Genomic DNA, 23,426 nt, shown 5'->3' with positions numbered 1-23,426 from the left:
GCTTCAGAATGTCTTCGTCCGAGTATCGCTTCCGAGCCATCTCTTGTTCCCCCTTCTCGGCCAAAGTAGTGGCCCAATTTTAGGGGGCAAAGACAGTCTGACCGACCGAATACATGTTTAGCTAAAATAAGGTTCGAAGCATTTGTTCTCAGTGCTCGCCTGCGCCATCCGAAAAGAACACCACTGAAATGCGCTGTCCAATTGCGGGTTCGTGGTCGCGTGAAACCTGCTCAGCTTCCTCGATGACCCGGACCATCTTTTCATGGATCTCAGCGGATGCCTGATGATCGCTTTCGAGCTTTTCCAGGATAACCTGAAGCGCGATGTACCCCTTGGGAAGGTCCTCATAGGCGAAGCTGTCGCGCACTTCGTGTTTCGCTTGTTCCCAGAAAGGATCAAGCTCACGGCTCCACGCCTCGCACACCATTTCCACGGCCGGCAGTGAAAGATGGCCAAACCACTCTTGGTCACTGAGTTCGACACCACCTTTGCGTCCCATGAACTCGGCGCAGGCTTTCATGAGGCTCTCAACGCGCGCCGGGCGCAAGTCCCATTCGGTCAAATTGCCGATCTGCTCTGAAATCGTCTCTAGCGCTTCAGAGAGACCTTCCAGTGACATGTGGGCGTGTTCCATGCCAAGGCTTCTGGTCCGTTCGTATGCAGTCTCCAGAGTTTGGACGCAGGCCAGCTGGTCGCGTTCCAATATCAGGCCTGGCGCAGTATCTTTAAGAAGCAGCAGGCGAGGCGGAAAGAAGCTGTTGCTCTTGCTAAGTCCTTTGAGATGTAGCGCCGTGAATTTCTCACGGGCCGATAGGAGCGCCAACTCCGCGCCCCAGGTTCCCTGGATTTTGGCTTTGTCGATGAGTTTGTAGCGGTCTTCGGGGATTGTTTGCTTGGTGCGTTCCAGCACGTCGTGAAAGTTATTGTCGCGAAGCGGCCTTGGGGATCGCAGATACTCAACAACACTTGCGAGGATCACTTCTGCGTCTTCTGTACTTTCTTCCAGGACAGCATCGATAAAAGCGTCCCCAGCCAAAGTCTTATAGTTCTCTATGCGCTGGGCGATTTTTTCATCGGACGCAAATTGCCCGACGGGTACGTCAACCAGGTGGTAGTTGACGATCCCAAACTCGCTGTCGATCCTGTCGATCCTACCCAGACCTTGGATGAGCTCTTTCAGGTTCGAGGTCAGGCCAAGCAACACCAGCGTGTCTGACGACTGAAGGTTGATACCTTCAGCCATCTTGTAAGTCATAAAAACCGATGCAGATCCTTTTGGTTCGTTCTTTCCCCCAGGTCGGAAGTAAGACTCCACGGACTTGCCCTGTTTGATACGCTTGAAGCTGTCGGGGCAATCTCCAAAGATTGCCTTCACGGCGCGATCTTCACCCTTGGTTTGGTTTCCCACGACATAGTTGGTGTGGTGGCCTCTGCGCGACAGTGCTTCTGCAAATATCTCGAGTGTATCCGTCCGTTCTGCGAGAAAGACGACCCTGTCTTTTTCATTTTGTATTCTCAAGCACGCCTCATACCGCTTCTCATCAAGCTCCTTGAAAACACTGAGACCCAGTTTTTGGTTTAGAGCGTCGCATTTCTTTGTGGGCTCAGGCGCTTCTATTCCCAATGCTGCGAACATGTCGGACTGGTCGCGGTGGGATACCTTTTTCTTCGATTTCTCACCACGCTCGAAGTCGCGAAGCGATTTGCCAATAGCTCCATGAGACATCTCCCAATGGGCCTGGGCGGCGCTCACGCGCAGAATGTTCAAAAGGTTGCGGATGTAGAGTTGGTCCTGCGTGCTTTGTTGCGTGCTGACGTGCCCGAACCGGCTTTTCTCGACAGCGGTCACCCTACCGCCAGGCGCAAGCTCTTTACAGAGGGCCACAATCTCATCCAGGCGCGTTTGCTGAGGCTTTGTCACCTTAAGTTTCTTCGGGCGCCCGTGGTTTTCAAGTTTCGGGTAACTGTGCTTCTTGGGATCTTCGTCCTCGCCGATGCATCGCCTTTGTCTACGTGTCAAAAACGGCGAAACAAGTTGAGCGAGTTCGGTGCGAGCCTCTCGCGTGAGCGTCGTGTCGGGTTCTGACAAAACGGCCAGTTGTGTATCCTGATTGAAGATGTCCTTGGGAACGTGGGTTTCGCGCTCGAACAACTCACCCATGGCCTGAATGAAGGTTGGGGTCATGAAAATGGACGCCCGCTTCTCCTGCATATGGGTCAACCAGTCGACATCCCGGTTCCCGAGCAGCGTTGCCGACAGACAGACATTCCAGCTTGGCGGGGCAAGTTCGATGGCTGAGGCCATTTGAGATGCTTGTTCAAAGCCCGGAGTAACTGTGTGGCTTTCATCGATTATCAGAATGCCAAACTGATCGAGCCTGAGCCCAGATTTTTCTTCATCGCCAGCACCACGGAGGTGTTGTTTGGCAAGTTTGCTATTTGCGACAGGTTGGAGCGAGTTTGTCGAGTACTTGCGCCAACTGGGAATAACTTTGGGCGGGGCAATTACAGCTGCATTTTTTCGCGCAACGCCATGGACGGGGGAGCGGGGAACGACTTCTGAGAATGTTTCTGACAATGCTTCAGCCAGGTGACAGCCGATCTCTGTCTTTCCCGCACCGGTTGGCGCTTCTACGAAGGCGATCCCATGGTCATAGACGATGGAACACGCCTCATAGGTCAGCTCCTGTTGATACCCAAACAGCGTGTGGCTCGTGATATCTTTTCGGTCTCCGGTGAGCCAGGGTTCGAACCCCTTTTGCTCCGAGATAGTTCGCGCCATCGCATCTTCAGCGGTCACCGGTTTGATGAGCTTTTCGAGTATCTCCAGCGCTTCGGTATTCCAATCGACAGACACATCCCAAGCCTGCTCAGCGGCTTCTGTGCGTTCGACCTGAAGTTCATGAGTGCCCGCATCCAGGTCATCGGCATACTCGATGTTTCTGTAGAGCCCTGAGTAGGAAAAGTTTGCGGATCCGGCGACGGCACCTTTTGGCGAGCTGACGATTTTTGAGTGTAGCCGCCGATCCCCAGATATCCCCAACTTGCATTTGGCGAGCTCCGGATCGAAGACACGCAGATCAATTTTCCCGGTTTTGATGGCGTGTTTTGCCAGCACTGCGATGAGATCGTGATCCTCCTCCACTTGAAGCCCGGAGCGCTCCAGCCAGTAGAGTTTCATTTCTTCGGTGACTGGTTTGGGGTTGGTCAGCCTTTTGGTATTCGCTGTGTCGATCCCGAACGATATCCGGATTCGGATATCGCTGTCGTTTTCCAGATCCCTCAGCTCGGGCAATTCCTTCATCAAAATCGACAGCGACGACAAGAAGTCCTGATACCCGGTGACAATCAGACAATCCCCAGAGGTGATATGGGGCCGATAAAGATTGATGACCGGCCGGTCGATATTGGTGCCGACCTTCGCAACCGGTTCGGCATCAAGCTCGTTTTCGGGCTTTTGATTTGCTTCGGTAAGCTGCTTTGGCTTGGAACGCAGCCAATCAGGGAGTGAAAACAATGAACAAGACTTGGTTTTAGGACGCTTAGTCTAATATTGATACCGCGGGCATCGTCCTTCAAGACATCACCGGAAGAAACATTCGTTTTCCTGAAACTGTCGGAAATTCGCACCGGTTTTGTGGCAGAAAGCCGGGATTTCGAGATTTAACATAAGTCGCAATTATAGAGCGGTTGCAGCTTTTGCGCCTTTGTCAGCCAACCGCTGGCTAATCCGAACTTCGGACACTCGTGAAATCTAGATCAGTGGCAGCCTTGAGTCCAAAGTTCAAAATGCTTTTTAGCACTCAAATGTCAGCGATGCGCAGAAAGCGGACTTTGCAAATTTACGAGAACCGCACGAAATTACCTTTCACGAAGTGACGAACACGCTGCCACACAATCATGCAAACTCGCCGTCCGCAGTATTCCAACAGAATCTCTGCGCGAAACCCGGAATTGCTTTAAGGTTGCGCAAACAACGTTGGTTCCTCACTTTGAGGCGAAGTTGTTCAAAACAAGATTGAAAGAAAATTGAATGAAACGCCTGTTTCCATCTCTGCCGGAGAACGCGACACTTGGAAGTGTCTATCAAGCCTTTCCAGACAAGCTATCTCCGCTTTGCGCGTACGAAAGCCTTGTGATGAGGGGCGAGAGCGATCTCTCGGTTGCTGAACGTGAACTAATCGCAGCTTATGTCTCTGGCTTGAATGCTTGTGCGTATTGCCATGGGGCGCACATCGTTTTCGCCAAAGCATACGGTATTGAAGTCGAGACAATCGAGGCACTGATGGAAAACCGCGATACGGCTCCCGTCGAGGATCGTCTCAAACCGTTGCTGGCATACATCGAAAAGCTTACTGTTTCTCCATCCCGAATGACGGAAGCAGACGCAATAGCAGTCTACGCGGCAGGCTGGTCAGAGAGCGCGCTGTTCGATGCTATCCAGGTCTGCGGTGTCTTCAATCTCGTGAACCGCTTCATAGAAGGTACAGGTGTTCAAAGCCCTGGCAACGACCCAAGACAAGCAGACGAAGCCACATTGAACCGATACCGCAGTGACAGCTTCTATACCGATTTCGGACGGGAGAATGGCCTCGACATCCCTTGAATTGATGTTGTTCGAACTCTCGAACCGCTCCGAAAGGCTGGTCCGATATCGCGGCAGAAGCGTCCTCCGCTCTCGGGGATAAATCAATCTTCGGATCAAGTCGACGCATTCATTTAATGTTGGTGGATCCATGCTCAAGACTCAACGATCCATCCTGCTTTTCGTAGATAACCCATTTTCTGATAAGGTTTTTGGAAACTTGTGGGCTTTGTAAGGGGGGAGAGTTGCTTAAGTTTGAAGCGGAGACAACGAGATTACTTGAAATCGCCTATCAGGGAGCTGAATTGACACGGCGAAGACAGGCTTCATTTGATGCGCTGCGCCCGGCTCCTGGTGAGACTATTTTGGATGTCGGTTGTGGCAACGGGATGTTAACAGCGGAGTTGGCCCGCGCAGTTGGCTCGGATGGCTATGTCATCGGGATCGACCCAAGCAAGGATATGACAGCAGCTGCAAAAGAACGATGCAGCGACTACGCAAACGTGGAGTTTCGTGCAGGTGCCGCAAATAGCTTGCCCATTGAGGATGAGAGTGCTGACAAGGCCGTCTCGGTACAGGTCTTTGAGTATATCGAAGACGTAGACGGTGCACTGGATGACACGCTACGGTGCGTCAAGCCCGGCGGGCGGCTTGTCATCAGCGATCTGCACTTTGGCAGCTTGATCTGGTTCAGCGAAGAGCCCGACAGAATGCAAAAGATGCTGACATCCTGGAACCAGCACTTTGTGAGTGGTTCCGTCCCGGAAAGACTGCCTGCACTGATAAAAGCGCGTGGCGACCATGTGGAAGATGTCGTGTCGTTCACAATGACGGATCACCAGCTAAAGCCCGATGGCCTCGCAATCATGATGATGCACCTTATCAAGCAATACGCTGTCGCAAATGACCATGTTGATCCCGCTGTTGCGCAATCGTGGTTTGACGAACAGTTCAGCCTTGCAAAAGTTGGACGCTTCTTCTTTTCGATGACCCAATTTATCGTCGTGGTGCGCAAAAAGGGTTGATCGTTCTACAACGCGCCCCTTGACCTCGGTCGCGCTCGTTACCCCGCACCACCTCTTCGCTTACACTATGTGGGCGTCTATTGGTTACCATGCTTGGTCTCCGCTTCGAAAAATCTGACTTTGTCATAGCCAGACCGACGCCTCACAAAAGCGATTAGGAATAGGGCGAATAGCAGAACTATGGATTCAATGGATCAGGATGGATAGTCTTGCGTGCAGGGGAGGACGGGAGTGGAACGTCGCCTTACTACCATCTTGAGTATTGACGTCGTGGGCTACTCGCGGCTGATGGAACGCGACGAGTCAGCGACCTTGGCAGCACTAAAGTCGCACCGGTTGGAACTCATTGACCCCTTTGCAGCGAGTTTTGGTGGCAAGACGATCAAGTTGATGGGTGATGGCGGACTGCTGGAGTTTGAGAGCACCGTACAGGCAATGAGATTTGCCATTTCTGTACAAAACGAAATGCTTTCTCGAAACTCGGACGTTCCAGAAAACGAAAGAATTGTGTTTCGGATCGGCATAAATATCGGAGATGTGATTGCCGAGGACGGAGACATTTATGGTGATGGCGTTAATGTCGCTGCCCGCATTGAAGGCTTGGCTGAGCCCGGAGGTATTTGCATTCACCGCAGCGTGCGGGATCAGGTGCAGGACAAACTGGATCTGAATTTCGAGGATCTGGGTGAGACCGAAGTCAAAAACATAGAGAGACCAGTCCGAGCCTTCGAAGTCGTTCTGGATGACAAGGCCAAGGCTTTGGCGATATCCGAGCCAGTTGCGCATACGAAATCACAGATATCCAAGTGGGCGCCAACTCTGGTCGGTGCGGTATGCATCTGTTTGGTGTTGGCTGCGGCCATTTGGTGGCGATCAAGAGATGTGGTGCCCCTGACCGACCAAGAGGAGTTGGCGCTTGCCATCCCGGACGAACCTTCCATTGTCGTTTTACCATTTAAGAACCGCTCAACAGTTGAAGAGGTCGGCTATATGGCAGAAGGTTTTGGAACAGCAATAACGACGCAGCTTTCGAAGTTTCCACAGCTATTTGTGATTGCCGGTTCGACTTCGATTACCTTTGCGGACAGCTTGGTCAAACCGCGAGAAATTGGTCGAGAGCTCGGTGTGCGATATGTTCTGTCAGGTAGCGCTCAGAGCGTTGGCGAGAATATTTCGATTAACGCAACACTTATAGAGACAGAGTCGGGGCACGCTCTATGGTCGGAACAATATGACGTTGGCGTCGAAGAAGTGTTTTCTGCTCAGGCCGACCTTGTACGGGAAATCGCATCAACCCTGAAAATAGTCGTTGAGGAAGAAGAAGTCGCTTCGCTGAAGAAACGACAGACTGATGACCCAGAAGCGTATGAACTTTTTCTGAAGGCTGTGGCTAAGAGCAAGCTGTTAAACACTGTAAGTCGGCAAGAGGCAATTGAACTACTGGAGCGAGCCGTAGTTCTCGATCCAGACTATCTTTCTGCCCATATTGAACTGAGCGGTCGCTATCTTAGCCTCTGGCGCTTTGGCGGCTCAGACGATCCGAAAACTGCACTGAATAAAGCTCGTCGACACGCAGAGCGCGCATTGGAACTGGATCAATCTGACTATCGTGTTCAACATCGCTTAGGACAGCTACACTTGTTTGCCGACCACGATCACCAACTCGCGTACCAGGCTTATCAGCGCGCAATTCGGGAGAACTCGAATGACCCGGAAGTCTTGTATGACATGGGCTTTTTGCGCTCGCTCATGGGTGAGCCATCCGAAGCGATTGAATGGAACAACAAGGCAAAAAGGGTCAACCCGCGTTATCCCGGCTGGTACAATTTCAATGCGGCACTTTCCCATTTCTTGATTGAGGACTACCAACAAGCACTTTTGCTGGCAAAGACTGGTATTTCAACATATCCAAAGTCGCTTCCTCCGCGTCGTATCTTGGTCGCAACCCTCGCTGAAATGGGACGTCTGGAAGATGCTCAGATTGAAGCAGACAAATTACTCGAAATCAGGCCGGACTTCCGTGTTTCTACACACAGAAACACGCCCTTTTTGCGTTCAGAGGATCAGGACCGGTATTTTGGTGCGATGATTGCTGGCGGGTTGCCTGAATAGCGCAGTTTTCAAGTCCCTGAATTCCGGCTGTATGTGCAGAGTCCGACTTTTGCAAAGTTGTGCGCGCGAAACGCGCCCGCTTTAGGTAGGTGTCGAATACCAGATTGAATTTAGGCGTTTCTTGGAATGACAAACCTTTCTGGCGTAAGCTCCACCAATGGAACGTCGACTTGCCGCTATCATGGCCGCCGATGTGGTTGGCTACTCACGCTTGATGGGCGCAGACGAGATTGGCGTTTTGAACGCTCTTAAAGCGCTTCGTTCGGAGCTGTTCGATCCGCAGGTCGAGAAACATCATGGTCGCATCGTCAAGCTAATGGGTGACGGAACGCTCGTCGAGTTTGCTTCGGTCGTTGATGCAGTGAACTGCGCGACTGATATCCAAGCGGAACTGACGAAGCGAAACGGAGACCTGCCTCCTGAAGAGCGGCTTGAACTGAGGATCGGCATAAACCTTGGCGACGTGATGATCGACGGCGATGATCTTTACGGTGACGGTGTCAATGTCGCAGCACGGCTTGAGGAGTCGGCAGAGCCGGGCGGCGTTTGCGTGTCTGAAGTTGTTGCAACTCAAGCTACCGGCAAAGCAAACGTTGGTTTCGAATACTTGGGTGAAACCCGCTTGAAGAACATTTCTGAGCCGGTGCGAATTTATCATGTGAACCCTCAGAGCCGTGCAATCAGCCACCGGAGCTGGAATAGGAGCCGCGGCGTCCAGGTGGCATTAGGTGCAGCGCTTCTGATCGTTGCGACATTTGTGGTCTGGCAAGGCATCCATCGTTGGGGTGCCAATAATGCCGTTGCTTTTGACGAAGCGACGGCTCTGACCCGACCTACAGGACCGACGATTGCGGTTTTGGCTTTCGAGAATCTGAGTGGCGACCCGTCTAAAGATTACTTGTCCGACGGCATTAGCGAGGATGTGATTATTGAGCTCGGGCGATACCGCGACCTCAACGTGTTGTCGCGGCACACCACCTTCTCCTACCGCGGGCAGCACCTGGATGTGCGCAGTATCGGTAAGTCCTTGGGTGCCGATTTCGTTCTTGAAGGTACGGTACGGCAGGCGGGTGAACGTCTGCGCGTAACGGCGCGCCTGATTGACACCGATAGCAGAGCGCAGGTTTGGTCGGAGGCATTCGATGAGAAACTTACGACCGCCAATCTCTTCGATGTGCAATCTCGGATCACCGAACGTGTTGCAGTTGCGATTGGCGACACGCGCGGTGCCATCAGGCGAACAGACGAACGGCGGGCACGAGCGAAACCGCCGGAACGACTGTCGTCGTATGAATGCACCATGTTTTACGACGATCTGTACGATAGACCGGATGTGCAGAAACGGGTCCACGGCTGCATAGAAAGGGTCGTCAAAGAAGAGCCAGACTACTGGCGCGCCTGGGCGCAGCTGGCCGAGGCACTGCGCGTAGACCTAAGCTTTTTCGGGAATCGCTACTCCGGCACCTATGAAGAAAAACTCAACCGGGCATTATCTGCCGCCAACCAAGCCAAGGAACTGAACCCAAACTCAGCACGTGTCCGACTTATCTTGGGTATTCTTCTGCTCATGAACGGTGATCGCGACGGTTTTTATGCCGAGGCTGAAGACGCTCTCGCGGTCGGTGGTGATCGCAGTGTGGAGGCGGAAATCGGTTATTGGCTGATCTGGACCGGGCGATTTGATCTGGGTGCGGCGCTCCTGAGGCGGGCTATCGACCTCGACCCAGGATCGACCATCAAGGACTGGCATCAAGCGCTCTCTGAGCACCACTTTCATAAGGGTGAGTACGAACTTGCGCTTGCTGAAGCGCGAAAGGGCGTGCTTCTGGATTATTGGTGGTCGATGATTCCCGAAGTTACCGCTCTCGCCAAACTTGGGCGCGCTGACGAACTTGAGCGCGCCCGTAACCGGCTTGAAGCCGCACGACCCGGCGTGAAAGTCGCCGACATTGTGTGGGTGTATCGCCGTTACCAGCGTCCGGACGCTCTTATAGCACCCTATGTTGATGCCTTCCGGAAAGCAGGCTTTCCGGAAGGCAAGTACCGACCACTGGATATGAATGATCTAGGTTGAATTTTTGTCGACCGCGGAAGCAGATTGTGCTGGCAAGAATGACTTTCTCTTGGCTTGATAAAGCCAATCTCCAACAGAGTTATTCCTATGGCCACGCGGTTCCGCTCCTCGAAAACTAATGGACGCCGCCAATTGTAGTAGGTCGCATCGCTGACACCAACACCACGACAGGCTGTCCGAACATCGTCGCCATCTGCCAGCTTCAGTTCAATCTCACGCAGCAGCTTCAGAATGTCTTCGTCCGAGTATCGCTTCCGAGCCATCTCTTGTTCCCCCTTCTCGGCCAAAGTAGTGGCCCAATTTTAGGGGGCAAAGACAATGCGCCCTGACCGATCAAAAGCCAACTGACCGGCAAACGTTAACAGCTCATCCGTATCATATACCGTTACGCCGCTGACAGAGTGCTGTGATGCGATGTCCCAGGTTTGGGCAATGCTGTATTTTGGAACTGCAACAAAGGCCACTAAAGTGCAAATGATCGCAATTACAACCGAATTGGATACGGGCATTATCGATAACCTTAAGGTGACTGAGCATGTTGAAGCCCAACGTTATTACATGGTTCGCATGTGTGAACCTGACGCTATTCGAATATATTGATGGGTGATGTTTTTTAGAAACATATCGAACAGAGCGCAGATTTACTTAATATGCTGCACATAAGACGGCACTCATTTACACAACCCCGCTTTTCAACCACGCAGAGTAGAGAACTAGTAGGACAGTCCTCACAACTCCGGTTGCTCAAAAACATAAAGCCGCGATTTCTTGGCATCATCTGTCAGGATATAGAGAAGCCCTCTGATCTCATCGAGAGCGATCCCTTCGGGATGTTTAACTTCTTTTTGTTTTCCATCTTCTGTGAACGTCAAACTGATAGACTTTACGGACTTGGATTCTGGATTGTAGATGAAGATCTGACGGCCTTTGTCACTCACAATCCAAAGAGAACGCGAGGACCGGGACCATGCCAGGCCGCTCAAATCCAGTTCATCATCATCTACACGCTCGGAGATAAAACCTGCATCGCGGGCTAAAGGAATGATCTCAATAATTTCGTCTAGCTCTGGCGATAACACCATTAACAACCTTGGTTGTCCCTCAATGCCAACGAAGACCCGCCCGGATTCCGGGTCAACGGCGATACCTTCGGGTCCCTTATTCAAAGGGTTGCCGACGAGTAATTCAGCGGCGGTCGGGTAACCTTTAAGAGATGCGAGAGGTATTGTCGTCAGTTGAATGGGGTCAGTTGGGTGAACGACTAGGATTGATCGGTCAGTTTCTTGAAGCACCAAAACAGACCCATCTTTTCGAGGTGCAACACCCTCCAAATCTGATCCTGCCAATGCTGGCAACTTGAAAGAGTTTCCTAATACCCCGTCGACTCCGAGTAGGTGCAGTTTAGGTTCGGCATCACTTACAGACCACAAGAAGCCTTCAGTGTTAGACATTGCCAAACCGGAAGGCTCTGAAAATCCCTCTGATTTGTCTGCCACCTTGAATTTATCGACCAGAACCAAACCAGCACTTTCGGCGTAGGCAAAATCGGTCCAAGGCAAGAAGGCTGCCGCAACCAAGCTGGCCGTAAAAGCGAGTCGTCTAAGTTTGCAGAAACACCGTGAAATTGTAGGTTTTGACGGAAACACTTTGTTTTCTGCCATTCAATTTTCTCGCGCTTGGACCATATCCTTGTATCAGCGTTCGTATCACAGTCCGGACGCGATGTCCGAAGAATGCACGGTAATCTCTTTACCTGATCCCGCCTGTTGCGATTGAATTGAATAGGGCACGATGTGCCTTTGGTGAAGCGTAAGCCTTTGGCGTGAGCAGGAAGGAAGACAAGTTGAATACGACCCTCACATTTGTGACCGTGTTGTTGATGCTGCTGTTGCCAGGTGCTGCGGTGTCACAAGTCGACCCTGCGACGATGCTGGCCGGGGCTTCGGAATCGGAAATTCTCATCGAACGCCAGTGGACGCAGTTTCGTGGCAAACAGGAACTGTATTTCTTTACTCTCGATGTGATCGTCACGATCATTCTGGCTGGCTTGATCGTCTATCATCCGGTGAGACGTAAAGCCCGTAGAAGTGTCAGCGATATCGTCATGCCGCGACTGTTCTTCCTTTATGCGCTTGTCGGCATGGCGGTTGGGTTTCTGGTCGTACAGCACGGATCGATGATCGGGTTCGTGATTTTTGGAATAGGAGCTCTGTTAAGGTTCCGATCAAATATGGATGACCCGGTCGACACGGTGGAAATGATTATAGTCACCGTGCTTGGGCTGGCGGTAGGGCTGGGCTTACCCTTGATGGCCACACTGGTGGCGGTTGTATGTTGGTGTTTCATTTGGCTCGGTGGGCGAAACAAGGGCGTGGAAATTTCGCTCAAGGCTTCAAACGAAGAGCACTCATTGAAAGTCAGCGGGGACATTGAAGCCATGGCCGCAGACGCTGGCTGGAAGCTGGTCAGAAAACACCACGTCCCCGGAAAGTCTCGCGTCTCATTGCTTTTCATCACCTCGGGAGGGCTTTCAGAAGCCCGGATAGAAGAGATGATAAACGATCTGGTCCCTGATAAAGTTGAGCTGAAACTCAACCTCTAGTCATTTCACAAGGTCCAAACGTTTCAACACTGCATTCGGGGATCTGATCTCTTCCGGAAGCGACTTGAAATTTACCGACCTTTCGAAGTCAGGTCCTCGATATACTGCTATCCCAAATTTTCCGTTTGGCTGGAACGTAACATGAGTGAAGCTGTGAGGTGATCTGGCTTTTGATCCGATAAGCCGTCGCGGGCCACCTCCCAAACAAGCTTGGGAGACGTAAGTAACACCATCTTTCCAACCCGGATAGAAGGCATGATGGTGGCCTGACAGATGCAGAACCACACCGCTTTCCAAATAGATTTTTTCAAGTGTTGGGTCACCGATGATTTCGCGTTCACGCTTGATCGCGAAGGGCCAAAGTGGGAGGTGACTGAAAGTGACAATCGGGTCTCCACTTGTACCCAGTTCCACAAGTCGGTCCTGCTGATCGCCGGACAGCGGCCCTAGGGTCGTAGCATCCAGAGACGCAAACGTAATGCCTTGCATCTCAAATGCGTAGAAGAACGGGTAGTCATCTGAAACCAGGAAGTCGACGTCTGGCTTTCTCGGCGTCCATTCCTCTGCGTATATTTTTCTTTCACGCTCGAACCCTCGGTAAGCGGAGGCGTCATGGTTTCCCGGCGTGACCGCAAACGGAATTCCGGCAGCCGTTAAAGGATCTGATACCGCCTCATGAAACGCTTTCCACATTTCCCTGACCTGTTTGTCGGACAAGTTGGGAATGCGCTGTCCCGCAACCATATCTCCGGTCGAAATAACCAGATCTGGATCAATCTCGACTATCCGCTCAATCGCCTTGTCGACGCGGGCATCGTATTTTACCGAACCGTAGCTTCCGTTCAGATCCGATATGACGATGACATCCAATGCCGCGGCCTTGCAGGCTAGCAGAGCTGTCCAAATGCACGCCGCAAAAAGGGTAGAAAGGTTACGGGTCACTACAGTCTAAGGCCTCTTGCTCGGCGTCGCTTGTCAGAAAAAATGCGGCGGGATCCAAATCGAATATCAATTCACCATTTGAACAATTGCTCTGGAGGATGGACGTTGCCAGCGCGGTATTTTTGACGACTTGTGCAATCTGACTGTCTGACAGCCCAAGGCTTTGCGACAGCCAGTTATAAACCGGGCCTTGAGTTTGAAGCTCACTATTCAGCGCAACCAAGCGTCGGTATGTGCTTGGAGAGAAATGCCGCATTTTCTCTAGCATTTGAGTAGATTTCGCGAAGTTGGCATACTCAACCCGCCCACCAGCATCGTTGTCGTTTAGATTGCTGCGACGGATCAATAATGCGTCGGCGGGAACGTCTCCATCGTTTGGCTGATGGTGCTTGGCCTTCCTATGCTTCAGGTCTCCGTCTTCGACCCAATACCAATAGGGTGTGAAGTCTATGTTTCCTACGCGGTCCTGCTGGCTAAAGATGAAATCTAGGAGAACAATCTCGGTAAGTTCTTGCATCCAAAATGCCATCTGTTGGTCGCTGACATCGGGGCCGAGATCCTTGTTGATCATCCGGTCTCTTCGACCTTCTCTGACGCCCTCTGCGATTGCCTCTGACAATGGTTTTGAAGACCGCAAAGCTAAGAAAGCGGGCGTTTCCTGAAAATCGCGGTTCTGACCTTTCCCCCAACCAGATTTACGGGTGCCGTTGATTTCCGAGCCGTATCGATGCCCAGGGCTATCAAGCAGCACGCCGTATATTTGCGTTCGATCCGATGTGAACAGATCATCTGTCGGTTGGTATGAGTTCGGGTCGGCATCCGCAGCTGCGAAGACCCGCCAGCCTTCATGGTTCATGCGCCCGCCATGAGAGCCGCCAGAAATCGCAAGGCCAGGCTCTGCGACCTCGGAAAAATGCGCCTGGGCGTCCATGCTACGCCAAACGGCGACTGGAACTTTGACAGTCGTGTCGAAATATCTGGAGAAATGATAGTAAAGCAGCGACGAGGTTGAAAACGTTCCACTGGTGCCCTTTTGGTTCATGGTGGACTTGAACTTAGCCACCCTGTCCTTGGCCAGATCTTTTGCTGCCTTCCCCTCTTTGCAAGCGTTTCTCTCGAATTCGGAACGGTTCCCCGTGTAGGGTCCTTCCGAAATATCGTAGACGGCCATTCCTGGGCTGGTGCTCCAAGTTTTTGGGCAAATCGCAATTTCGGAGGCATAGAAATCGATCTCGCAATAGGTTGTTTCTTCCTCAAGGTCGCTGTTCTTATACTCGCCCATTGGAATTTTTTCGATCCGAATACAGCGTTCAGTACCGCCGTTGGGACTATCAAATGTCGTGGCTTCACCTAGAACATCGTCGTTCGCCCATAAGACGGTGGGTGCAATGAAAGCAAGTGACCCCAGAAGGTTGAACTTCATTTGGATAGTCCTCCCAATATCATTTGGGGCAAATCGCTGCCTGTTGTTCGGTGGAGATTTTCAACTTGGGGTCGACGCTGAAGTTGGAGAATTTTGAGTCAATCCACGGGTCGCACCCGCCTGAACATGGGGCCCCGTTTCGGGCATCATTCCAATATTCCTTGGCCCTTTCTTCCGTCCAACCACAAAACTGAACGAGCGCCATTGCCGACAATGCTCCCGAGGAATGAACACCCCACATGCAGTGGACCAGGACAGGGCCTTTTCCAGGGTTTTGAATCACCTCGTGTATGGAAGCCATGACAGCACTGGGTCGGGAGGATCTGGCACTTTGATAGTCAAAGGATCCGTTTCCACAACTGGTGCGACCGTATTCAGTGTTTTTGCCAAAGTCGGCATAAAACCCGGTTGAAAACCCTTCACCGCACAGAGTTTCGCGTTGACCCTCACTTAGGCCAGTTCGATCCTTGTCGCCACCCTTGAAACCGGATCGATACAACACTCCGCTTAAGACTGGGCGAAAGAAAGCGACACCATCAATGCCTCCGTCACCACCCTTTGAAAGCATTTGACTGTTGCTTGGACCGCCATTTCGACTGGTCACGTCAGAATTCGCAGCGGTTGCGAGAACACCAATGAATATGAGGGACGCCAAAAACCGCATGCCATCTCCTTTCTATACTTGAACCTTTGATGCTCAAACTCTTGCGACCTGATAGTCTCTCGGAAAGGCTAGTTCACGACAACCATATCAAGTGGGCAGTTAGCTTTCCGCTGTGAAACTTTAAATGGGCCACACCAGATTGATGATAACGACGACTACGAAGTAAGCTAGAACAACTTTCCAGTTCCATTGGTGCTTGTTTTCTTCATTGATCACGCCAGCCGATTTCAATGCCAGGTTAGTGATGATTAAGGCGACAACGATGACCGCCGCGTGTGCCAGGTCGAATTGCAAGTTTGAACACCTTCTTTCAGATTTGGGATTGATGGAAGTCTGTCAGCAGTCACCTGATGGCAGCATAGCTACATCTGAGTACCTTCCCTCGGAGGTCGTGATCCGAGCGCATGCACCGGTATCCTTGTTAAACCAGTACGAGGTTAGCCCCTCGCTTCGGATGAGTTCAAACCCGAGACTTTGAATACCCATTTCAGCTTGGCCCGCTCTTGCCCCTTCAAATGACGAAAGATCGCTAGAGCTGCCCACAGTTGGTGCGCTTGCATCCACTGATCCACCACTGTCGTCGCATGCTGCAAGCGCAGTAATACACGCTGTGCCGATCACCAATAGGACGTTGGGTTTCATCTGTTTTTCCTTCGCTTTTTGGATTTGTGTTCCAGGGTTTCTGATTGATCACCTATTCAATTCCGAAAATTACGTTGTAGCCGACGGAAGAGTTGCTGCGATTGATGACCTCCACAACATGATCACCAGATTGCCAAAGCTGTCCTCGATACTCCTTGTCCACCGACATCAATCCCAACAGTTCAGAACCATCGGGGTTGCGAATAACGTAGTCCAAGGTGCCATTTCGCGGAGCAACGCGAACGTAGAGGAACTGTTCGTTTTTGGCACCCAGAACGTATTGCTGCGACGCTCCGGGCGCGAGTTCACCAACAAGTTCTGCGCCAGTGGAACCAGAATCAAATTTGACACGTTGGCTACCAGTAGACCCGGCGGCGCCTGCCATGGCTCCACTGCCATCATCCATCGCTTCGACAACCGACATCTCGCCGATGCTTCCATCCTTGTACGCGATGCAGCGCCAAAGTGTTCCACCTGCATCTCGCAGCATGACGAGCGTGCCCGCTTCTGAGAACTCTGAGCTTTCAATCGTACCGGACTGACCGTCTGGTCCACCAACCTGCCGCAAATGGTCGATACACGCGTCGTCGGCTTCTGACATTGCAAAGGCAGCTGCGCCCGCGATTGCGAACATGGGCGTGAGAAGTTTGAATAAAACGAGTTTCATCAGATGGTTCCCTGTTGGCTTGTCCTTAGAGATTTGTTCCTTACAAAGCGGAACCTCACTTCGCTTCTCGTAACTTTGACAGAAATTCATCGCATGCCTGTGCGCTGCCGACGATCTCGCCCGTCGTTTCAATTCCTTGCAGTGACGCCATTTCGGAATTTACGCGGTTGAGGATCTGATCCGCTTGCTCGGCGGTGATCAGGTTCTCGGCTTGTGCTCCTTTCAATGTGGTGCAGACACCGGCGGACAAGCCTGTCGCAACGCCGACACCCACCGCGGCCCCGCCACCCAAGGTCATCGCCCCAACCACGCCTAGGACGAGCCCGATCACAATTCCCAAGATTACTTTTCCCATGTTTTCCTCCCTTTTGGTGAGAAAGAGTTCAGCCACCACTACTGGCGCAATCTGCGTGCCCAACTGCAAATCAAAACCAGCGCTAACAGGTTGAGCGCCGGTGCAATCGCCGCGAACCACGGCTTGGCGGACTCCGAAACTAAGTCCGCAACAAATATCCAAGGCAGTCCCAACGGCAAAAGAAACACCCCGGACAAAGGGTCTCGTTCCTGTCCAAACCAGCCAAATGTACCCGTCAAAAACGCAACCAACGCCAACAGGTACAGGACCGCGAATACGATGGTGGTTATTCTACAAACCAAGTCGAGCCTCAGCAGATCAAGCCAGTGCTGCGCAGCCGTTATTGGCTACGCAGCAGACAAGTCATAATGCGCCTTCGTCGCCCAGGAACTCGATACCAGCTGTCGCGCCATCACTGTAAGCTATGCAATTCCAAGGAGCACGATCCTCGCCAACGCCGACTGTGACCTGTGTTCCCGCCTCGCTAAACGCGGATGAGAGCACCACGACTTGCGAATTGTTCGTTGTTTTGGCTACATCTCGCAAACACGCCTGCTGAGCCGGCGTGAGCTCGGCGGACGCGCTTGATGTATTCGTATCGTCGCAGGCCGCAAGCAGTGCGAAACATGTCGCGCCTGCAATCATCACCATCTTGTTAGACATTTTCTTCTCCCTCTGGTTCCCTTGAAATTAGTGAAATTGGATGGCTTGTTGGAAGTTCTCGCGTCAGAGCAGGCTATGAAACATACTTCGGCCCTGTAACTTCCCTTCCCAACAACTTGTCGCGGGGGGGGCGGAGCGATATTTCTTTGACAACCGAAACCGCCGACAGCGTGTGAAGGCTTAATGACGACACTGGCATAAGCTCGAGCGAATTCTGGAGGGAGGCCGAGTACACTAAGTCTAAGCATCGCGTCCTCCCAACGCTCAATCATTGTAAAGTGCCTTCCGACCGCCAGCACTCACTCCAGCCGTCGGAAGGGCCGGCACAGCGAGCAGCAACGACAACAACGGAGGTAAAGTAAACTTATGTTGAATTCGCATGTTTGAATCTAATTTTTAATAAATCAATACTTTTTTCCGCGCGTAAATTTCTCTACGCTCTCGTACGATAGGCCTCTGCGTTCAAACAAAAAAGTAAGTGGGAGCTACGAGTGTGTTCCCCTGAGCGGCGAAGCGATTTGAGGCCGCACAGAAACAATGAAGGGATTGAAAAATGGGATTTGGTGAAGCCGTTAAAACGTGTTTCTCGAAATACTTCCAGTTCTTCGGTCGGGCTATTCGCTCAGAATACTGGTGGTTCTTCTTGTTTGTGGTTCTCGTGAGTGCTGGTTTGGCTGTGCTGGATACGATCCTATTCGGGACCGACCCAGAAACAGGGCAGGGATCTCGGGTTCTGTCCTCTGTTTTCCAACTAGCCGTTCTCATACCTATGCTGGCCGCCGGTTGGCGGAGGCTGCATGATACAGGACGACCTGGCTGGTATTTGCTGCTGCCGATGGCGCTCAGCATTACAACGCTTTTTGTTATGCTGGGTGGGGTGGCGTTCTTCTCGGTGTTGGAGCAAGGGACAGAAAACCCCGATGCATTGCGAGGACCTGCGGCCGTCCTGGGCGTGACCGGTATTGTTGTTGTCTCAATTCTTCAATTGGTTCTGTCCATTCTGATGATCTGGTGGTTGACGCGCCCTTCGGAAGAAGGCGCAAACGAATACGGCGAACTTGTTTCCTGACCTGGCTGTCCGGGCAATTGGCTGGAATCTCTGCCGAATGACAGTGCGAACCGTAACTCAATGGAGAGAAAAATGAGCTTAAAAACCATTTCCATTGGAATGCTACTGATGGCAGGAGCGACCACAGCATCAGCGGAGTGGTCGTTCAGTTCCGGGCCTAATCCCAATGCATTTATTCAGACCGGAAACATGACCCTGGAGCTTCAGTGTAACCGTATCCGCTTTGCTCCGGCTGGTTATGAGGACAGCCAGGACATTGTGGACAAGCAAGGGCTTTCCATTCGTTTTTTGAAGAACGGAACGACCGAAGTTGGGGCATTTCAGGTTGGCGCAGAAAACGCTGCCGTGCAGATCGTCGACAACTATCCTGTCGAGGTTAGTTTCAATAGCCAGCAGGACTATGGTTTTGTACTAGACCAGCTTGCGGCCAATGCATCGGTAAACTTGTCGATGGTTGATCAAGATATCAGCTATGGTATCTTTGACTTGAGAGGTTCCGGCGCGGCAATTCGGTCCCTTCGTTCCGCGTGCGATTCAGATGATGGTCAGGGGGCCTCCTACGAAGCACCCGAAGGCATCGTCTATTGTGGTGGCGGGGCGATAGAGCGCGTGATCGAACCCGTAATTTTGGACAATCCAGAGGGGGAGTGGGACGCGCGAGTGACGGTCAACGGCGAGTCGATCAGAGCCATGACCGCCTACAGCTACTTCGGAAACTCTGAGCCGCCGACCGGATTTTTCGTCGCCCTGCTTGGGGAAGACAGGTCCGAGTTTCTGATTTTTAGCGACGGCTCGGAAAACTGGCTGGAATATGGGGACTACAGGTATGATCAGTGCAATTGATACCTCCTGCGTACCAGCTTTCCAAATAGCGCGTCAGATGAAATGTTTGGTCGCCGGGATTGTGCTTGCTTCGGGCCTTGCTTGGACCTCACCAGCTGTTGCGGCTGATGTTTCGCAACTTCCGCCCGGTTTGCGGGCAAAGGTTGATCTGGCGGAACAGGCCTGCGGGGAGTTCAACGACGGTCAGTTTGACATAGCCTGGGGCGCGGTTGAAAGGGTCGATCTCGACGGAGATCTTCAACACGACTGGGTTCTTAATGAGTTTGGATTCGCGTGTTCAAGCGCCGCATCTCTTTATTGCGGTACTGGCGGATGCATGTCGCACTTTTGGGTTAGTGAAGAGGTGCACTCCTTGCTTAACCAAGGCTGGAAGGTCGTTGATTTTGGGCGTCAACGCGTTGTTGTGGCAGATATTCATGGATCCAATTGCGATGGAATAAACCCAACGCCTTGCGTCACCGCCAGTGTTTGGGATGCGGACGCTAAGACGTGGCGCTCGTCTGCTGGCGATTGGGAATAAGTTGCATTTGAGAATTGCAGATAAGCCATAGGAGCTGGTTTGTTCGATGGGTTCTCTGTGGCACGCAAACTTATGGGCAAATCGTGCAAAGTTATGCGCAAATGCTGCGCAGAGTTATGGGCAAGCTTCCAAGATTTTCTTCAATGAAATCAATGTTGGGAATGCATCGTTATGAGCGTCCCTACAATTTTTGTAGGTGCGCCCAAAGCTTTGCATTTCGCCTAAAGATTTGCATCTTTGGCCCAAAACATTGGGCGCAAAAGCCACGCACAGAATTTAGAATTCAAAGCTAATTGCGCACAGCGCAAATTTTGGTTGGTCCCATGCCATAGACGTGGCCTCCGTGAAGCTTGAAGTTTGCCGCTTCCAACCCAAAGTGGACAAAAATGCTCTACGTCAAGAGCGGAATGCGGACTTCCGCCGTAGTTTTCTCAGATGGCGGCTGTAGGCTACAAGATAAGCGGGTGCTATTGCTTAAGGTCAGCGATGCGCAGGAATCCGGACTTTGCAAAATTCAGCGGACGGCCCAATTCGGACGTGGCCCGATGGGCGTCGTTGCTGCGGTGCAGCCCGCCAAGCCAGCCATTCGCCGCGAGCGCAACGCTAGAAACTAATTCGACGCGAGCACATGACCTTGCCGAAACCACCTGCCAAGAGGCCGGAGATTGTTCCATTGTCGATTTCCAGATCGACTTTTATCAGGCTCGGACTCGCCGGGTTCATAAACACCCCTTGTTCGATTTGAAATGATCGTTGAGATGATACGACAAAGTCGTGCAATACACATGCTAAGGGCCCCGCAGCCATCCCCGTCGCGGCTTCTTCCTCAATCGCGTATCGGGGCGCAAACATGCGGGTTGTAGCGTCTCGGTCGGTCGCCGATGGGTCTCTTGTGAAGACGTAGTAGCCGATCAAATCCAGTCGTTCGCTGATTTGCGTGATTTTGGCAAAATCTGGTTTCACATTGGCAAGACCATCGGCATCAGCGAGGCCGATGACAATGAAACTGTTACCGGTATTGACTAAAACCGGTGGTATTTCCTGATCAAGATGATGTCTGTTGATCCCAAGGGAGTTCAGTACATCGTCGATGCTTACACCTTTTTCCACCCATTCCTCTGGTATCGCGTATTTTGGGGCCAGCTGTTCCATATAGGCGGCACCCTCTTTCATTAGTATGCGCCTTGGCCCATCAACTGTCTCCTTCGAGGTGTTGGGATTGGGAATCCGGCCCAGCGCGTCAAGGTGAGAGAAGGCGGCAATTGTTGCATGACCGCAATGAGCGATGCGCCTGTTCGGTGTGAAGAAATCCAGTTTGAAGCCCTCTGTCTTGGACTGCGACACAAAGGCCGTTTCGGACAATCCAACCCTTGCCGCGACGGTTTGCATATCCTGTTCGCCCAATTCATCAGCATCCAGGACGACGCCTGCGGGATTTCCACCGGCGCCACCGTCGACAAAGCCGTGTACGATTTCAACCGTTACCTTTCTGACAGTATTTGCTTGCGTATTCATTGGTTTTCTCCATGCGTCGGCCGCACCTTTGAGCATGGTGCGGCCAGTTTTACGTCAGTTGCTGGCGGCGGTGATGCGGTTCAGAAAGGCGGTCATTTGCGCCGCAATCTCGGGCCCATATTCTTCCAGCGCGAAGTGACCCGTATCGAGCAGATGAAACTCGAGATCATTCAGATCGCGTTCATAGGGATAGGCGCCTTCGACCGGAAAGATGTGATCATTCTTACCCCACATCAGTAGCGCCGGGGGTTGATGCTTCCGAAACAGCGCTTGCCATTTTGGGTACTCGGCAACATTGGTGCCGTAGTCTAGGAAGAGTTCAAGTTGCACCTCTTGATTACCTTCGCGGTCGAGCAGGTATTGGACATGCCAATAATTGTCGGGACTGATCAGTTCCGGTTTTTTAACGCCGTGGGTGAACTGCCATTTGGTTGCATCCAGAGTGAGGAATCCACGAAGCTGGTCGCCGTTCTCTTGCGATGGCTCGGCCCAATAGGCTTTGATTGGATCCCAGAACTCGCGCAGCCCTTCCTCGTAAGCATTCCCGTTTTGAATGATGAAGCCGGTTACCCGCTCGGGCTGTTCCGCAAACATTCGGAAACCAACCGGGGCACCATAGTCCATCAAATAGACCGAGTACTGTTCGACTCCCTTCCGGTCGAGCAGCGATGTCATCATTTCGGAGATATTCGCGAAGGAATACTCGAAGCCTTCGGCCTTTGGCATCTCCGACGCTCCAAATCCGGGAAAATCGGGTGCGATCACGTGGTAGTGCTTGGCCAGTTCAGGGATAAGGTTGCGGAACATATGTGATGAGGTCGGAAAGCCGTGAAGCAGCAGGACAGTAGGTCTGTTTGGATCTCCTGCTTCACGATAGGCGATAGCGATGTCGCCGATTTCTTCCGTGCGGAAGCTGACAGCCTGCTTAGCTTCAATTCCAGTCTCTGCGGCGATTGCTGGCGCCGGTGTAAATGGCGCAGCAATGGAAAGTGCGAGAATGCTGGCGCTCAGGACGGATTTCAGATTGCGCGACATGGATGTTTCCTTTCTTCAGGTTACGGCGTGCGTGCTTGAACGCGCGGGGCTTGATATCGGTCAGTTTTGCTGACCCAGTGCCTCTTCGAGCCTTGCGTTTCGAGCTTTCAGTGCTTCCAGCTCAGTGCGAAGCGGGACGAGGTAATCTTCAAATTCTTCAAGGGTCGGGCGTTGGGGGATGTGCTGCGGGCAGTTCCAGTCCATCGCCTCAAGCTTGATCACAATCGCCCGCTCAGGATGAGCGCGATAGCCCGGCTCACTCAGGCGTTGCATCAGCGCCGGATCGGCATTGGCATCAATGAGTTTCGCCCGACCCCAGATCTTGAGGCGTCGCTGATTGGGATAATCCATCAGGATCAGCGAGATTCGGTCATTGCCCAGCAGATTCCCAGTGCTGAGATATTGCCGGTTGCCGAGGAAATCGGCGTAGGCAAGTGTCCGTTCATCCAATACTTTCAGAAAACCCGCTGGTCCACCGCGAAATTGTACATAGGGCCAGCCGGTTTCCGAGACTGTTGCCTGATAGAAGCCGTCTCTTTGCCCGATGAACCTGGCCTCGACCGGGCTGATTGAGTCCTCCTGACGCGTGCCGTCCAGAAACTTCGCGTAGCCGTTAGCTGACCCGTTTTTGGCCTGCGTTTCGCGAACGGAGGGCGTGAAGCTGATCTCTGCAAAGGGTCGTGCCATTGA

At 52.3% G+C, this 23,426-nt stretch carries 21 protein-coding genes; 8 read left to right on the top strand and 13 right to left on the bottom strand.

All coding sequences use genetic code 11. From position 1 onward, the window contains the following. Positions 1-148: 148 nt before the first annotated feature. Positions 149-3,517 (bottom strand): DEAD/DEAH box helicase family protein, encoded by a 3,369-nt coding sequence (locus FN806_RS17880; protein ID WP_142639652.1) that lies wholly within the window; start codon positions 3,515-3,517, stop codon positions 149-151. Positions 3,518-4,033: 516 nt separating this feature from the next. On the opposite strand from FN806_RS17880, the gene FN806_RS17875 reads away from it, so the two are divergent. From FN806_RS17875 to FN806_RS17860, 4 genes are all read left to right on the top strand, one after another. Then, the gene (locus tag FN806_RS17875) at positions 4,034-4,606 is read left to right on the top strand and encodes a carboxymuconolactone decarboxylase family protein (RefSeq protein WP_142639650.1); all 573 of its coding nucleotides are present in this window, start codon (positions 4,034-4,036) and stop codon (positions 4,604-4,606) included. Between the two features lie 284 nt (positions 4,607-4,890). Then, positions 4,891-5,610: a methyltransferase domain-containing protein gene (locus FN806_RS17870; protein WP_246097331.1), complete on the top strand. Its 720-nt coding sequence runs from the start codon at positions 4,891-4,893 to the stop codon at positions 5,608-5,610. A gap of 213 nt (positions 5,611-5,823) precedes the next feature. Further along, positions 5,824-7,722 (top strand): adenylate/guanylate cyclase domain-containing protein, encoded by a 1,899-nt coding sequence (locus tag FN806_RS17865; RefSeq protein ID WP_342782033.1) that lies wholly within the window; start codon positions 5,824-5,826, stop codon positions 7,720-7,722. Positions 7,723-7,879: 157 nt separating this feature from the next. After that, positions 7,880-9,796 (top strand): adenylate/guanylate cyclase domain-containing protein, encoded by a 1,917-nt coding sequence (locus tag FN806_RS17860; RefSeq protein ID WP_142639644.1) that lies wholly within the window; start codon positions 7,880-7,882, stop codon positions 9,794-9,796. On the opposite strand, the gene FN806_RS20885 is transcribed toward FN806_RS17860, so the two are convergent. The 3 genes from FN806_RS20885 to FN806_RS17845 form a co-directional block, all read right to left on the bottom strand. Continuing rightward, entirely contained in the window at positions 9,721-10,059 is a 339-nt protein-coding gene (locus FN806_RS20885; RefSeq protein WP_142639642.1) for a transposase, read from the bottom strand. The genes FN806_RS17860 and FN806_RS20885 overlap by 76 nt on opposite strands. 39 nt (positions 10,060-10,098) lie before the next feature. Next, the gene (locus tag FN806_RS17850) at positions 10,099-10,305 is read right to left on the bottom strand and encodes a hypothetical protein (protein ID WP_142639640.1); all 207 of its coding nucleotides are present in this window, start codon (positions 10,303-10,305) and stop codon (positions 10,099-10,101) included. A 219-nt stretch (positions 10,306-10,524) separates the two neighbouring features. After that, on the bottom strand, positions 10,525-11,457 hold the full coding sequence (locus FN806_RS17845) for an SdiA-regulated domain-containing protein (RefSeq protein ID WP_142639638.1): 933 nt from the start codon (positions 11,455-11,457) through the stop codon (positions 10,525-10,527). Positions 11,458-11,639: 182 nt separating this feature from the next. Here FN806_RS17845 and FN806_RS17840 point away from each other — a divergent pair, with 182 nt between their 5' ends. Next, on the top strand, positions 11,640-12,398 hold the full coding sequence (locus tag FN806_RS17840) for a DUF4956 domain-containing protein (protein ID WP_142639636.1): 759 nt from the start codon (positions 11,640-11,642) through the stop codon (positions 12,396-12,398). Here the strand turns inward: FN806_RS17840 and FN806_RS17835 are convergent, their stop codons facing one another. The 6 genes from FN806_RS17835 to FN806_RS17805 all read right to left on the bottom strand — a co-directional run bounded on the left by FN806_RS17835 (position 12,399) and on the right by FN806_RS17805 (position 17,754). Continuing rightward, a complete protein-coding gene (locus FN806_RS17835; protein WP_142639634.1) occupies positions 12,399-13,340 on the bottom strand; it encodes a metallophosphoesterase family protein in 942 nt (313 codons plus the stop codon). Then, a complete protein-coding gene (locus FN806_RS17830; RefSeq protein ID WP_142639633.1) occupies positions 13,330-14,763 on the bottom strand; it encodes a hypothetical protein in 1,434 nt (477 codons plus the stop codon). Before FN806_RS17830 ends, FN806_RS17835 begins: the two co-directional genes overlap by 11 nt. A gap of 784 nt (positions 14,764-15,547) precedes the next feature. Next, complete coding sequence (locus tag FN806_RS20550; RefSeq protein ID WP_157054209.1) at positions 15,548-15,721, bottom strand: hypothetical protein; 174 nt, start codon at positions 15,719-15,721, stop codon at positions 15,548-15,550. Positions 15,722-16,121: 400 nt separating this feature from the next. Beyond that, complete coding sequence (locus tag FN806_RS17820) at positions 16,122-16,736, bottom strand: hypothetical protein (RefSeq protein WP_142639629.1); 615 nt, start codon at positions 16,734-16,736, stop codon at positions 16,122-16,124. A gap of 55 nt (positions 16,737-16,791) precedes the next feature. After that, the gene (locus tag FN806_RS17815) at positions 16,792-17,091 is read right to left on the bottom strand and encodes a hypothetical protein (RefSeq protein WP_068337406.1); all 300 of its coding nucleotides are present in this window, start codon (positions 17,089-17,091) and stop codon (positions 16,792-16,794) included. A 363-nt stretch (positions 17,092-17,454) separates the two neighbouring features. Next, positions 17,455-17,754 carry a hypothetical protein gene (locus FN806_RS17805; protein ID WP_142639627.1) on the bottom strand — a complete coding sequence of 100 codons (300 nt, stop codon included), beginning with the start codon at positions 17,752-17,754 and terminating at the stop codon, positions 17,455-17,457. Between the two features lie 553 nt (positions 17,755-18,307). On the opposite strand from FN806_RS17805, the gene FN806_RS17800 reads away from it, so the two are divergent. Genes FN806_RS17800 through FN806_RS17790 form a run of 3 tightly spaced genes read left to right on the top strand, consistent with a single transcriptional unit; the run spans position 18,308 to position 20,186 of the window. Further along, positions 18,308-18,823, top strand: a complete 516-nt coding sequence (locus FN806_RS17800; protein WP_142639625.1) for a DUF805 domain-containing protein — start codon at positions 18,308-18,310, stop codon at positions 18,821-18,823. A gap of 60 nt (positions 18,824-18,883) precedes the next feature. After that, positions 18,884-19,666 carry a hypothetical protein gene (locus tag FN806_RS17795; protein ID WP_246097329.1) on the top strand — a complete coding sequence of 261 codons (783 nt, stop codon included), beginning with the start codon at positions 18,884-18,886 and terminating at the stop codon, positions 19,664-19,666. Then, the gene (locus FN806_RS17790) at positions 19,650-20,186 is read left to right on the top strand and encodes a hypothetical protein (RefSeq protein ID WP_142639623.1); all 537 of its coding nucleotides are present in this window, start codon (positions 19,650-19,652) and stop codon (positions 20,184-20,186) included. The genes FN806_RS17795 and FN806_RS17790 overlap by 17 nt, the downstream gene beginning before the upstream one ends. 603 nt (positions 20,187-20,789) lie before the next feature. Here FN806_RS17790 and FN806_RS17785 read toward each other — a convergent pair. From FN806_RS17785 to FN806_RS17775, 3 genes are read right to left on the bottom strand one after another with little or no spacing between them, the layout of a single operon-like run. After that, on the bottom strand, positions 20,790-21,737 hold the full coding sequence (locus tag FN806_RS17785) for a PhzF family phenazine biosynthesis protein (RefSeq protein ID WP_246097328.1): 948 nt from the start codon (positions 21,735-21,737) through the stop codon (positions 20,790-20,792). 18 nt (positions 21,738-21,755) lie between these two features. Next, positions 21,756-22,736 (bottom strand): alpha/beta fold hydrolase, encoded by a 981-nt coding sequence (locus FN806_RS17780; protein ID WP_142639621.1) that lies wholly within the window; start codon positions 22,734-22,736, stop codon positions 21,756-21,758. 60 nt (positions 22,737-22,796) lie between these two features. Beyond that, positions 22,797-23,423 (bottom strand): pyridoxamine 5'-phosphate oxidase family protein, encoded by a 627-nt coding sequence (locus tag FN806_RS17775; RefSeq protein ID WP_142639619.1) that lies wholly within the window; start codon positions 23,421-23,423, stop codon positions 22,797-22,799. Between the last annotated feature and the right edge of the window lie 3 nt (positions 23,424-23,426).

The sequence above is a fragment of the Ruegeria faecimaris genome (genome assembly GCF_900182615.1).
Classification (GTDB): domain Bacteria; phylum Pseudomonadota; class Alphaproteobacteria; order Rhodobacterales; family Rhodobacteraceae; genus Ruegeria; species Ruegeria faecimaris.
The sequence above is the reverse complement of the archived record's forward strand: the minus strand, read 5'-3'. Positions and strand labels throughout refer to the sequence as shown.

Coding starts and splice junctions, on each gene's coding strand:
- FN806_RS17775 (WP_142639619.1), bottom strand. CDS start 23,423: ATGGCACGACCCTTTGCAGAGATCAGCTTCACGCCCTCCGTTCGCGAA.
- FN806_RS17785 (WP_246097328.1), bottom strand. CDS start 21,737: ATGCTCAAAGGTGCGGCCGACGCATGGAGAAAACCAATGAATACGCAA.
- FN806_RS17860 (WP_142639644.1), top strand. CDS start 7,880: ATGGAACGTCGACTTGCCGCTATCATGGCCGCCGATGTGGTTGGCTAC.
- FN806_RS17830 (WP_142639633.1), bottom strand. CDS start 14,763: ATGAAGTTCAACCTTCTGGGGTCACTTGCTTTCATTGCACCCACCGTC.
- FN806_RS17845 (WP_142639638.1), bottom strand. CDS start 11,457: ATGGCAGAAAACAAAGTGTTTCCGTCAAAACCTACAATTTCACGGTGT.
- FN806_RS17805 (WP_142639627.1), bottom strand. CDS start 17,754: ATGTCTAACAAGATGGTGATGATTGCAGGCGCGACATGTTTCGCACTG.
- FN806_RS20885 (WP_142639642.1), bottom strand. CDS start 10,059: ATGGCTCGGAAGCGATACTCGGACGAAGACATTCTGAAGCTGCTGCGT.
- FN806_RS17795 (WP_246097329.1), top strand. CDS start 18,884: ATGGAGAGAAAAATGAGCTTAAAAACCATTTCCATTGGAATGCTACTG.
- FN806_RS17800 (WP_142639625.1), top strand. CDS start 18,308: ATGGGATTTGGTGAAGCCGTTAAAACGTGTTTCTCGAAATACTTCCAG.
- FN806_RS17850 (WP_142639640.1), bottom strand. CDS start 10,305: ATGCCCGTATCCAATTCGGTTGTAATTGCGATCATTTGCACTTTAGTG.
- FN806_RS17780 (WP_142639621.1), bottom strand. CDS start 22,736: ATGTCGCGCAATCTGAAATCCGTCCTGAGCGCCAGCATTCTCGCACTT.
- FN806_RS17790 (WP_142639623.1), top strand. CDS start 19,650: ATGATCAGTGCAATTGATACCTCCTGCGTACCAGCTTTCCAAATAGCG.
- FN806_RS17820 (WP_142639629.1), bottom strand. CDS start 16,736: ATGAAACTCGTTTTATTCAAACTTCTCACGCCCATGTTCGCAATCGCG.
- FN806_RS17875 (WP_142639650.1), top strand. CDS start 4,034: ATGAAACGCCTGTTTCCATCTCTGCCGGAGAACGCGACACTTGGAAGT.
- FN806_RS17815 (WP_068337406.1), bottom strand. CDS start 17,091: ATGGGAAAAGTAATCTTGGGAATTGTGATCGGGCTCGTCCTAGGCGTG.